General features: G+C 58.5%; 12 protein-coding genes. 4 read left to right on the top strand and 8 right to left on the bottom strand.

The window, feature by feature from the left end; translation table 11 throughout:
• Window positions 1–152: 152 nt before the first annotated feature.
• The 7 genes from argR to acs form a co-directional block, all read right to left on the bottom strand.
• Window positions 153–1145: a transcriptional regulator ArgR gene (gene argR / locus RYC17_RS15855; protein WP_004665895.1), complete on the bottom strand. Its 993-nt coding sequence runs from the start codon at window positions 1143–1145 to the stop codon at window positions 153–155.
• A 135-nt stretch (window positions 1146–1280) separates the two neighbouring features.
• On the bottom strand, window positions 1281–2045 hold the full coding sequence (locus tag RYC17_RS15860; RefSeq protein ID WP_002554439.1) for an ABC transporter ATP-binding protein: 765 nt from the start codon (window positions 2043–2045) through the stop codon (window positions 1281–1283).
• A gap of 22 nt (window positions 2046–2067) precedes the next feature.
• The gene (locus RYC17_RS15865; protein WP_122258002.1) at window positions 2068–3180 is read right to left on the bottom strand and encodes a succinylglutamate desuccinylase/aspartoacylase family protein; all 1113 of its coding nucleotides are present in this window, start codon (window positions 3178–3180) and stop codon (window positions 2068–2070) included.
• 1 nt (window position 3181) lies between these two features.
• Window positions 3182–3880, bottom strand: a complete 699-nt coding sequence (locus RYC17_RS15870) for an ABC transporter permease (protein WP_057454656.1) — start codon at window positions 3878–3880, stop codon at window positions 3182–3184.
• Complete coding sequence (locus RYC17_RS15875) at window positions 3877–4566, bottom strand: ABC transporter permease (protein ID WP_002554442.1); 690 nt, start codon at window positions 4564–4566, stop codon at window positions 3877–3879. Before RYC17_RS15875 ends, RYC17_RS15870 begins: the two co-directional genes overlap by 4 nt.
• A gap of 84 nt (window positions 4567–4650) precedes the next feature.
• Window positions 4651–5427: an ABC transporter substrate-binding protein gene (locus RYC17_RS15880; RefSeq protein ID WP_002554443.1), complete on the bottom strand. Its 777-nt coding sequence runs from the start codon at window positions 5425–5427 to the stop codon at window positions 4651–4653.
• Between the two features lie 529 nt (window positions 5428–5956).
• A complete protein-coding gene (gene acs / locus RYC17_RS15885) occupies window positions 5957–7912 on the bottom strand; it encodes an acetate--CoA ligase (protein WP_002554444.1) in 1956 nt (651 codons plus the stop codon).
• Window positions 7913–8224: 312 nt separating this feature from the next.
• On the opposite strand from acs, the gene RYC17_RS15890 reads away from it, so the two are divergent.
• The gene (locus RYC17_RS15890) at window positions 8225–8491 is read left to right on the top strand and encodes a DUF2790 domain-containing protein (RefSeq protein WP_002554445.1); all 267 of its coding nucleotides are present in this window, start codon (window positions 8225–8227) and stop codon (window positions 8489–8491) included.
• Between the two features lie 83 nt (window positions 8492–8574).
• On the opposite strand, the gene RYC17_RS15895 is transcribed toward RYC17_RS15890, so the two are convergent.
• The gene (locus RYC17_RS15895; RefSeq protein WP_316903715.1) at window positions 8575–10164 is read right to left on the bottom strand and encodes a sigma-54-dependent transcriptional regulator; all 1590 of its coding nucleotides are present in this window, start codon (window positions 10162–10164) and stop codon (window positions 8575–8577) included.
• Between the two features lie 267 nt (window positions 10165–10431).
• Here RYC17_RS15895 and phhA point away from each other — a divergent pair, with 267 nt between their 5' ends.
• The 3 genes from phhA (at window position 10432) to RYC17_RS15910 (ending at window position 12265) form a co-directional block, all read left to right on the top strand.
• A complete protein-coding gene (gene phhA, locus RYC17_RS15900; RefSeq protein WP_230016577.1) occupies window positions 10432–11229 on the top strand; it encodes a phenylalanine 4-monooxygenase in 798 nt (265 codons plus the stop codon).
• 35 nt (window positions 11230–11264) lie between these two features.
• Window positions 11265–11621: a 4a-hydroxytetrahydrobiopterin dehydratase gene (locus tag RYC17_RS15905; RefSeq protein ID WP_316903717.1), complete on the top strand. Its 357-nt coding sequence runs from the start codon at window positions 11265–11267 to the stop codon at window positions 11619–11621.
• A 464-nt stretch (window positions 11622–12085) separates the two neighbouring features.
• On the top strand, window positions 12086–12265 hold the full coding sequence (locus RYC17_RS15910; RefSeq protein ID WP_005746724.1) for a hypothetical protein: 180 nt from the start codon (window positions 12086–12088) through the stop codon (window positions 12263–12265).
• Window positions 12266–12289: the final 24 nt, after the last annotated feature.

Consider the following 12289-nt stretch of genomic DNA (forward strand, 5'->3'; position numbering starts at 1 on the left):
CCAGGCGACAACTTGTTACAGCGCAAAACCGGCTTTTTTCAAGGTTTTCGGCAATGCGACATATTGCGTCACAAAGGCGCAGTTTAAACGGATTGAGGCCGGCCTGTCTGGACCAGAGCTGTCGCGGCAGCACTTCTATCGCGACAAGACAATCAACCGCGCTCGGCAGGCACCGGCGAAAGTTCGAACGGGCTGCTGCTGCGTCGCTGGTTGCGGTCTTCACGCGGCGTGGCGCCGAAGAAGTTGCGGTAGGCGCTGGAGAAGTGCGGCCCCGAGGAAAAACCGCACGAAAGACCGATCTGAATGATCGACTTGCTGGTCTGCATCAACATCTGACGCGCCTTGTTCAGGCGCAGCTCCAGGTAATACTGACTGGGTACACGGTTGAGGTACTGCTTGAAGATTCGCTCCAGCTGACGGCGCGACACACACACGTGCTGGGCGATTTCGTCAGTGGTCAACGGCTCTTCGATGTTGGCTTCCATCAACAGTACAGCCTGGGTCAGCTTTGGATGGCTGGAGCCCAGACGGTTCTGCAACGGAATGCGCTGACGCTCGCCGCCTTCGCGAATGCGTTCGACCACCAGCTCTTCGGAAACCGCCCCGGCCAGTTCCGCACCGTGATCGCGAGACAGCACCGCCAGCAGCAGGTCGAGCACCGACATGCCACCGCAGGCGGTCAGACGATCCCGGTCCCAGTCGAACAAATGGCTGGTGGCGATGACTTTGGGGAAGCGTTCGGCGAAGTCGTCCTGCCAGCGCCAGTGCACGGCAGCGCGATAGCCGTCCAGCAGGCCCAGTTGCGCGAGCGGATAAACGCCCGCCGACAGCCCGCCAATCGAACAGCCGGCACGCACCAGTTGCTTGAGCGCGCTGCCCAGCGCCGGGGCCACGGCTGCCGGAGGCTCATCGGCGAGCAGAAACAGCTTCTGAAAACCGTCCAGTCGCCCGGTCCAGGGCTCGCCCGGCAATTGCCAGGCGCCGGCAACCGCTGTCGGCTCCCCTGCCTCGGCCTGTAGAAACGACAATTCGTAGACCACTTCAGGATGAACGCGCTGAGCGACACGCAAGGCTTCCTCGGCAAGTGCCAGAGTCAGGGCTTTGGTGCCAGGCCAGACGAGAAAACCTATTCGATGGGCAGTCATTGGGACATCCGATACGTATTGCCGCAAAAGCCGAGCCTCAGAAGATGGCTCGATCTGGAACATCCAGGTCATGTCGCGCGTCGCGCAGCATGCCCTGTTCTGCCGTAAAAAGGCATCGCCATGCGATGCCTATCGTCACTTGAGGCTGCCTGACAGGAACTGCTGCAGACGCTCGGTCTGCGGGTTGGCCAGTACCTCGCGCGGGTCACCACGCTCCAGCACCACACCCTGGTGCAGGAAAACCAGCTGGTTGGAGACTTCCCGGGCAAAGCCCATTTCGTGAGTCACCACCACCATGGTCCGGCCTTCCTGAGCCAGACCCTGCATGACCTTGAGCACATCACCGACCAGTTCCGGGTCGAGCGCCGACGTGGGCTCGTCGAACAGCATCACCTCAGGCTCCATCGCCAGCGCGCGGGCAATGGCCACACGCTGCTGCTCGCCACCGGACATGTGCCCTGGATAAGCGTCTTTACGATGGGACACGCCGACCTTGGCCAGATAGTGCTCGGCTTTTTCCAGCGCTTCCTTTTTCGACACGCCCAGAACATGAACCGGCGCTTCGATGATGTTCTGCAGCGCCGTCATGTGCGACCACAGGTTGAAGTGCTGGAACACCATCGACAGACGTGAGCGCATGCGCTGCAACTGTCTGGCGTCGGCAGCTTTCAGACCGCCGTCCTTGTTCGGCACCAGCTTCAACTCTTCGTTGTTGAGCAGGATCTTGCCGGCATGGGGCTGTTCGAGCAGGTTGATGCAGCGCAGAAAGGTGCTTTTGCCCGAGCCGCTGGAGCCGATGATGCTGATGACATCGCCAGCTTTGGCGGTCAGGGACACGCCCTTGATCACTTCGTGACTGCCATAGCGCTTGTGCAGGTCCTGCACTTCCAGTTTGTTCATGCTTTGGGTTCCCACAGAACGGTCAATCACTGAGCAGACGTCCATGACGCAGCGCGGTGCGCCCCGCCACTTTGGCCAGCCAGAAACCTGGTTGAGCGTAACGAAGCCGCTCGATGGCAAACAACACCCCGGCAGTATTCGCACAAATGGTACTGACCTGATCGGACAGCGGGTCGATGACTTCGAACAGCGCATCGCCGACTTCGACTTTATCGCCTGCGGCACGCAGGAATGTCACCACGCCAGGATGCGGCGCATAGAGCAATTCGGTGCCTTCGAATGGCATACCTTCGCAGGCTTGATGTGCCGGCTGCGGCCAGTCACCGCTGATGAAACCCTGCTCGGCCAGAAACGCCAGAATGCCTTCGGCGTGCGCTTGCGCCTGAGGCCTGCCGGTGTCGGCCTGACCACCCAGCTCGATAGTGGTCGCCAGACACGCCAGCGGGATCTGCGCCTGCGGGAAGGTCCGTGACAGACGCAACCACGGCAGCGAACAGGCTTCATCGAAGGAACTGCCACCGGAATCCTCGGCCAGCAGTGCCACCTGAATATTCAGGTGCGCCGACAGCGAGCGCCATTGCGGCCAGTGCTGCGGCAAGGCATACATATGCAGCGCGGCATCGGCATCGCAATGCAGGTCAAGCACCACATCAGCGATGCAGGCATGCTTGAGCAGGATGCGCTGCATGCCCTGCAACTCCGATTGCGCGGCAGGCAAGCCGTCAAGTGCAGTCATCATCGCCTGACGAATCAATTGGGTATTGGCGCGCGGGTCATCGCCCAACTGGCCTTCCAGCAACTCGGCGACCGGCTCGCTCAGCTCGGTGAAGTCACGGTTGAAATTCTTGCCGCTGCCGAACTCGAAACGCCCTTGGTGTGCGCCTTGCAGCAACTGCCCCAGCCCCAGCGGATTGGCCACCGGCACCAGCTCGACGACGCCCTTGAGGGCGCCTTGCTGTTCCAGCTCGGTCAGGCGTTTCTTCAACTCCCAGGCGGTGCGCATGCCGGGCAGTTCGTCTGCGTGCAGACTGGCCTGAATATACGCTTTGCGCTCGCCGGTGCCGAAACGAAAGACACTCAGCGTGCGTTCGGTGCCGAGGGTGCTCCACGGCAATACATGATCGATTCTTTGCATTTCAGACCTTCCGTGGGGCCAGATAGCCCAGCCAGCGGCGTTCGGCAATTTTGAACAGCCGCACCAGAATGAATGTCAGGCATAGATAGAAAACGCCTGCGGTAACGTAAGCCTCGAACGGCAGGTAGAACTGCGCGTTGACCGTGCGGGCAGCGCCGGTGATGTCGATCAGGGTCACGATGGAGGCCAGACTGGTCGTCTGCAGCATCATGATGACCTCGTTGCTGTACTGCGGCAGCGCCCGGCGCAAGGCCGACGGCAGCAGAATGCGCCGATACATTTTGGCCTTCGACATGCCCATGGCCCGCGCTGCCTCGATTTCACCGGCCGGCGTGGCCTTGAGGCTGCCAGCAATGATCTCGGCTGTGTAGGCGCTGGTATTGATGGTGAATGCCAGACAGGCACAAAACGTAGCGCTTGACAGCCAGGGCCATAAAAAGCTTTCGCGCACCGCGTCGAACTGGGCCAGCCCGTAATAAATCAGGAACAGCTGGACCAGCATCGGCGTGCCGCGAATCACATAGGTGTACAGCCAGGCAGGCATGTTGACCCAAGGGTTTTTCGAGACCCGCATCAGGCCCAGCGGCAACGCCGCGAGCAGCCCGAATGCGAGCGAAATCGCCAGCAGTTTCAGGGTGGTCAGCAAGCCGTCGAAGTACAGCGGCAGGCTGTCCCAGATCACGTTGTAGTCAAAGATCATAGGTCAGCCGCCCTGACGCCTACCGAGTAGCGTTTTTCGAGGTAACGCAAGGCGAGCAGCGAAACACTGGTAATAACCAGGTACATCGCTGCAACCGCCAGAAAGAAGGTGAAAGGCTCGCGGGTGGCATCGGCCGCCTGCTTGGCCTTGAACATCATGTCCTGCAGGCCGACCACGGAAATCAGTGCGGTGGCCTTGGTCAACACCAGCCAGTTATTGGTGAAGCCGGGGATCGCCAGACGAATCATCTGCGGCACCAGAATGCGGAAGAACACCTTGCCGCTGCTCAGGCCATACGCCATGCCGGCTTCGGCCTGCCCCTTGGGGATCGCCATGAACGCACCGCGAAAGGTTTCCGAGAGATAGGCACCGAAGATGAAGCCCAGAGTGCAGATGCCGGCCAGCAAGGGGTCAAGATCGATGTAGTCATCAAAACCCAGCAGCGGCGCAACGCGGTTGAGCAGGTCCTGACCGCCGTAGAAAATCAGCAATATCAGGACCAGATCGGGAATGCCGCGAATGACCGTGCTGTACAGATCGCCCAGCCAGGCAATCCAGCGTACCGGCGACAGACGAAGCGCCACGCCGATCAGACCGAGAACGATCGCCAGAGCCATCGACGACAGGGCCAGCTGCAACGTCAGCCAGGCACCTTCGAGGATGACAGCTCCGTAACCTTTCAACATGATGTGCGGTCCTCAAGCGTGGAATAAAAATGGCGCAAGCCAGGCAATTCTGTTTGCGCCATTGATCAGGATCGGTATGACGACTTACTTGCCGTAGATATCGAAGTCGAAATATTTGTCCTGGATGGCCTTGTACTTGCCGTTGGCACGGATGGCTGCAATGGCAGCATTGAGGCGCTCAAGGTTGGCCTTGTCACCCTTGCGCACGGCGATGCCGATGCCGTCACCGAAGTATTTCGGGTCGGTGAACGATGGACCTGTGAACGCGTAACCCTTGCCTGCGTCGGTCTTCAGGAAGCCGTCCTGCAGCAGGGTGGCGTCGGCAATCGTGCCATCCAGACGACCCGCACCGATGTCCAGGTAGATTTCGTTCTGCGAACCGTACGGCGTCACTTCCACACCTTTGGGAGCAAGAACTTCACGGGCGAAACGCTCATGGATCGAACCGCGCTGCACGCCGATTTTCTTGCCCTTGAGTTCCGCCAGGCTGTCGCTGATCACGGTGCCGTCTTTCATGACCAGACGGGCCGGGGAATTGTAGTACTTGCCGGTGAAATCCACAGACTTCTTGCGGTCGTCGGTGATCGACATGGACGAAAGGATCGCGTCGATCTTGCGCACTTTCAGTGCCGGGATAAGACCGTCGAATTCCTGCTCGACCCAAGTGCACTTGACCTTCATTTCTTCACACAGCGCATTGCCGATGTCGTAGTCAAAACCGACGATGCTGCCATCCGGAGCCTTGGAAGCGAACGGAGGGTAAGCCGCTTCGATGCCGATTTTCAGCGGTTTTTCATCAGCAAAGATCGGCTGGGCGAGCACGGACAACGCCATCGCGCCAATAAGCATGAGCTTCTTCATTTCCAGGACTCCATCGGTAAAGCACGACAAGTGGCAAAGTGAGCAAGCGCCCAATGTGCGAAAGGACAATCTCGGGGGAGAGCGACGCCGGGGGCGTGACACCGCATTGGTGGCTCACGGACCTTCGGCGAATGACGGGCATTTTAACGACAGGCTCGAAGTCGATATTTCTTCAATGCGACAACTAGTTACAGATGCACCGAAAAACCCACTACCAGCTATTGACGAAGCATATTTCTGCTGATCCAGCAGAGCCAGCTAAACCTGTCATAACAGCAAAAAGCGCGCCCATTATTGGCAAACCCTTCTAATCCGGCAAGCCCAGCGTTCCATATGGCGGATGAAACGCCCTGATGCGTCGCAGCTTCCTAAAAGAAAGCCAGAGAACGTCTCACAATGAAGCACCGTCCGACAACGCCGTGTAAACCCGTAACAAACCGATATATATCTCGTTTCCGATACCGGGCCGCACAAACAAAAGCGCCCCGCCCGGCGTTCACCGGACGAGGCGCGCTCAGTCAATGAGCGGTCAGGCAGCGTTCATGGTCTTGTGCGTGTCAATCAGGTGCTGCACCACACCCGGATCGGCCAGCGTCGAGATGTCACCCAGCGCATCGTACTCAGCGGTGGCAATCTTGCGCAGGATACGGCGCATGATCTTGCCCGAACGGGTCTTCGGCAATCCAGGCGCCCACTGGATGAAATCAGGCGAAGCAATCGGGCCGATCTCCTTGCGCACCCAGTTGCGCAACTCAGTGCGTAGCGCGTCGCTCGGTTCTTCGCCACCGTTGAGGGTGACGTAGACGTAGATGCCCTGCCCTTTCAAGTCATGCGGCACACCGACCACTGCGGCTTCGGCGACTTTCGGGTGCGCAACCATCGCGCTTTCGATCTCTGCGGTGCCCATGCGATGGCCGGAAACGTTGAGCACATCATCTACGCGCCCGGTGATCCAGTAGTAGCCGTCCTCATCGCGACGGGCACCGTCACCGGTGAAGTACATGCCACGGAAGGTCTTGAAGTAGGTGTCGACGAAACGGTCGTGGTCGCCGTACAGCGAGCGTGACTGACCCGGCCAGGAATCGAGAATCACCAGATTGCCTTCGGCCGCGCCCTCGATGAGGTTGCCCAGGTTGTCCACCAGCGCCGGAATCACGCCGAAGAACGGACGTGTTGCCGAGCCCGGTTTCAGCGCTGTTGCGCCTGGCAGCGGGCTGATCAGAATGCCGCCGGTTTCGGTCTGCCACCAGGTATCGACAATCGGGCAGTTCTGTTTGCCAACGGTGTTGTAGTACCAGCCCCAGGCTTCCGGGTTGATCGGCTCGCCCACCGAACCCAACAAGCGCAGACTGGAACCGTCGGCACCTTCAACAGACTTGGTGCCCTCGGCCATCATGGCGCGGATCGCGGTCGGCGCGGTGTAGAGGATATTGACCTTGTGCTTGTCGATGATTTTTGACACACGCGTGATGTCCGGGTAGTTCGGCACACCTTCAAACAGCAGCGTGGTTGCACCATTGGCCAAGGGCCCATAGACAATGTAGCTGTGCCCGGTGACCCAGCCGACGTCGGCGGTGCACCAGTAGATTTCGCCCGGTTTGTAGTCAAACACACGCTCGTGGGTCAGCGCCGCATAAAGCAGATAACCTGCGGTGGTGTGCAACACACCCTTGGGTTTGCCGGTCGAGCCCGAAGTGTAGAGGATGAACAGCGACTCTTCGGCCCCCATCTCTTTTGGCGCGCAGGTGCTGGAGGCCACTTCCAGAAGCGAGTGGTACCAGATGTCACGATGACGGTTCCACTCGATCTCGCCACCGGTGCGTTTGCAGACGATAACCTTCTGCACGCTGCTGGTTTCCGGGTTGGTCAGGGCGCGGTCGACGTTGGCCTTGAGCGCAGTCTTCTTGCCTCCACGCAGGCCTTCGTCGGCAGTAATAACCACTTTGGAACTGCAATCGATGATCCGCCCAGCCAGCGCTTCGGGCGAGAAACCGCCGAATACCACCGAGTGAATCGCACCGATCCGGGCGCACGCCAGCATGGCGACCACAGCCTCGGGGATCATCGGCATGTAGATAGTGACGACGTCGCCACGGTGAACGTCCTGACCACGCAGTGCGTTGGCAAACTTGCAGACTTCGGCGTGCAGCTCGCGGTAGGTGATTTCGCGGTGCTCGGAAGGGTCATCGCCTTCCCAGATGATGGCAATGGTGTCGCCGCGCTCTGCCAGATGGCGATCCAGGCAGTTATAGGCAACGTTCAGCGTACCGTCGGCGAACCATTTGATATCGACCCGATGGTCGTCGAACGAGGTTTGCTTGACCACACTGAAAGGTTTGATCCAGTCGAGGCGCTGAGCCTGTTCACGCCAGAAACCATCAGGGTTGACCACCGACTGCTGGTACATGGCCTTGTAGGTCGCTTCATCCGTCAGCGTAGTCGCTGCGACTTCTGGGCGGACGGGGTACAGGGAAGCTGCACTCATCTTGGTTACCTCGGTGGATAGTTGTTGTTTTATGCACCCGTTGTATCCCGCCCCACCCGGTGGGGCCATTCGACGTTGGTATTACCGGGCGGGGCCGGAGCCTCAGACGGCCTCCGGATTATTACCGTTTTGATGAAAGCGCTTATCCAAAGTCTTTATATATGTCGCCTTGCAACAGGCCTAGAATTCATCTCGCCAACACGGCAACTATCAGCTGCCCCCACGCAGCCCGCTTCTAGATATCAAACAGAGTTCGCACATGACGCTAAAAGCGTGATGCGCACGCGCTCACTTTCAAAAAGGTAAAACACAATGAAAGCTTTATTAGTGACATTGGCACTGTGCGGTGTCAGCAGCTTCGCCATGGCCGAAGAATCGCAGACCAAAGTTGCTGCCCAGCAAGCCCGTGTCGAGCAATACACGTATGGCACTCATCTGGATATCGCCCGGGTTATTTCCATCAGCCAGATCCCCAACGTCTGCGAAGTGGTCCCGGCGCGCATGGTCTATGAAGACTCGCAAGGCGCACGGCACACCATGAGCTACCAGGTGATGGGCAACGGCTGCAGCAACGGTTGATGCTTTTCGCTGTTGCGACCCGTGCCCGACGCCTCGCAGATATTGATTGCGAGGCGTATGCACGAGCGTTGGTTGCCGGACGGTCAATCAGCGGATTGTTGATCGGCTGCGTGCTGACCTGACTCACGCCCCAACTCATAGCCACGCAACTTGTTGGCAATGGTTGTATGTGACACCCCCAGGCGTTTGCCCAATTGGCGACTGCTGGGATATTGCACATATAAATGTTCCAGCACCGATTTTTCGAAACGCCCGATAATAGCCTCCAGCCCCCCTTCCAGAGACATATCGCTCAGCCCTGGCCGCACACCGTAATCCGGCAAACGAATATGCTCGGCCTGTACCTTGCTGCCGTCACACAGCGATACAGCCTGAAACAATACATTTTCCAATTGCCTTACATTGCCGGGCCAGTGGTACTGACTCAGGCGCTTGATGGCAGCCGGCGCAATGCCTGGCAACGGGCAGCCGATCTGGCGGCTGGCGTGATCCAGAAAGTGTTCCACCAGCGGCTCAAGACCGTCCAGACAATCGCGCAACGGCGGTATGTGCAGCGACAGCACATTGAGGCGATGATAAAGGTCCTGCCTGAAAACCCCTTGGGTGCATAGCTCCGACAGGTCGACCTGGGTCGAACACATCACACGCACATCGAGAAACATATCCTCATCGCTGCCGACCCGGCGAAAGCTGCCGTCCTGAATGAAACGCAGCAGCTTGGCCTGCATACGCGCACTCAACTCACCCACGCCATCAAGGAACAACGTGCCGCCTGCTGTCAGCTCCAGCAGCCCGAGTCGGCCTTCCGCTCGCGCGCCTTCGAACGCACCGGGGTCATAGCCGAACAGCTCAATCTCGGCCATGGACTCCGACAGCCCGGCACAGTTGAGCGCCATCAGCGGTGACTGGCCGCGCGGGCTGGCAAGGTGACAGGCACGGGCCAGCAATTCCTTGCCGGTGCCGGTTTCGCCCTCGATCAGCAGCGGCGCATCCAGTGGTGCCATGCGCCGCGCCTCGCGGACGACCGCGGCCATGACCTTCGAACTCTGAAAGATGCTGTCAAAGCCGCGTAACTCCTGCTTGCGCACATGGTAAATGCGCTCACCGACCCGATCAGCGCGGTGCAGGGTCAGTACGGCCCCGGCCATGGCTTCGCTGTCATCGTGCTCCGATTGCAACGGGGCGATGTCGGCGAGAAACACATCGCCGCGCACCTTGACCCGCAGGCCGTTGATCCGCGACTGGCTGGCCCGCACCAGCTCAGGCAGGTCGAAATCCTCGGCATAGCGCGACAAAGGTATCCCCGGCACTTCATCGACCCGCACACCCAGCAACTGCGCGGCTGCGCGATTGGCTGCGACGATTGCGCCGGCCATGTCGATAGACAGCACAGGGAACTCCAGCGCACCGAGCAAGGCGTTGAGCTCCATGTGCCGACGCTCGCTGGGCATCAGCCCGACACGCTTGACGCCGAATACACCGGTGATCGCCTCAAACTTCAGGCGCAGGGCCTGAAACTGCAGATTGATCAGGTTCGGGCAATGCAGATAGATAGCGTCGCCATGCTCGCCCCCCACTTCACCACGCGCCACGTTGACGCCGTAGGCCACCAACAGATCGAGAATGTCGCGAAGAATGCCGATCCGGTTCTGGCAATGCACCTTGATGCGCATGATTCATTCGCCCCTGTGAGCATGGTTTTTTTAGAGAGTGGCAAAGTTTTCCGTCAACAATACGTTACAGACGCACGCTTCGCGAGAGAGCAATCTGCTGAATTCCTGACCCACGGGAATCATTCGTAAAGTTTTCGTTACGAAATCTGGCGACAGGACGGGAGCGCGACGACTTTCACAGGCAGACCCATCGTCGAAAGCGGGTTATTCCTGCAGGCAGGCTTTTACAAAAATACTTCACAAGAGCAGCCTTTCGAGGACATCAGCATGGCCCAGACGCTTTACGTGGCACGCGAGCCGGACGCTTCGGGCTTCATTGATTACACAGCTGCCGAACATGCGGTATGGAACACCTTGATTACCCGGCAGATGACGATCATTGAAGGTCGGGCCTGTCAGGAGTATCTGGACGGTATCGAGCAACTGGGCCTTCCCCATGAGCGTATTCCGCAGCTGGGAGAAATCAACAAGGTGCTGGGTGCGACCACCGGCTGGCAGGTTGAGCGAGTGCCAGCGCTGATCCCCTTCCAGACGTTCTTTGAACTGCTGGCCAGCAAGCGCTTCCCGGTGGCGACGTTTATTCGCACCGAGGAAGAGCTGGACTATCTTCAGGAACCGGACATCTTTCATGAAATCTTTGGTCACTGCCCGCTGCTGACCAATCCGTGGTTTGCCGAATTTACCCACACCTACGGCAAACTTGGCCTGAGCGCGAGCAAGGAACAACGTGTGTATCTGGCCCGGCTGTACTGGATGACCATCGAGTTTGGCCTGGTCGATACACCACACGGGCGCAAGATCTATGGCGGCGGTATTCTTTCTTCGCCCAAGGAAGCGGTATACAGCCTGTCGTCGGCTCCCGAACACCAGCTATTTGACCCGCTTGAAGCGATGCGCACGCCATACCGCATCGACATTCTGCAACCGCTGTATTTTGTTCTGCCAAGCCTCAAGCGCCTGTTCGACCTGGCGCAGGAAGACATCATGACGCTGGTAGAACAGGGCATGCAGTTGGGCTTGCACGCCCCGAAATTCCCACCTAAAACCAAAAGCCACGCGGCCTGAAATGCGGCCAGGTATATGAAAAGGAAACCCTGTTTATGAGCACCTTGAATCAAGCCCATTGCGAAGCCTGCCGAGCAGACGCCCCACAAGTCAGCGAAGCCGAGCTGCCGGAACTGCTCAAGCAGATCCCCGACTGGAACATCGAAGTCCGCGACGGCGTCATGCAGCTTGAAAAAGTATTCCTGTTCAAGAATTTCAAATTCGCCCTGGCGTTCACCAACGCGGTCGGCGAGATTGCCGAGGCTGAAGGCCACCATCCAGGCCTGCTGACCGAATGGGGCAAAGTGACGGTGACCTGGTGGAGCCACTCGATCAAAGGACTGCACCGCAACGACTTCATCATGGCCGCGCGCACCGATGAAGTGGCACATGGCGCCGAGGGCCGCAAATAATTTTTGCGAGAAGGTCTACGAAGGTTATTGCGCCCTGATGCAGCCATAACGCAGTAAAACCAAAGCGTGCAGCGACTCGCAAGGCATGGGCCCGGACAGTGAAAATGCGATTTTGTTTCGCTGACAGGCCAATGAGGATAAAAAAATATCCTGATTGTCATTTTCAGTGGGGTATCCTGCGCAGGCTTTTTTAAAGCACGGTTCTATCTGCAACCCCTTGCGAGGAGCGACGACGATGCATGAAATCCCTAACTTCCCACCAGGCCAACAGGAACCACAACAGTCGACCCTGGCTCAACAGGAGCTTGGTCAACCTGTCGCAATGAAAGCAGCACCCTCGGCTCAAGACAGCCAGAAAGCCGGAAGCAAAGACTGAAGGCGATTGTTTTCAGGCGTATCGAAAAACGGTTCTGCCGATTTTCAATACGCCTGGAAAACCAGCAACAGGCAAACAGCAGATTTTTATGAGCGACTTCACTGAAACGCAAGCCAATGCCCTGATTGGCACCGCAGAGAAAATGATCGAAATCTGGTCACGCCTCAGCCCGGAAAAACAGAGCGCCTTGCTCGCCCGTTTCGGTACTCAGGAAAACGCCTTGGCCGCCCTCGTGACCACTCAGCTTGTAGCCCCGGCAGACAAATAATCCCCCATTTGCCGTTTATTTCAC

Origin of the sequence: Pseudomonas syringae group sp. J248-6 (assembly GCF_032586995.1) — a bacterium.
Taxonomy (GTDB): domain Bacteria; phylum Pseudomonadota; class Gammaproteobacteria; order Pseudomonadales; family Pseudomonadaceae; genus Aquipseudomonas; species Aquipseudomonas amygdali.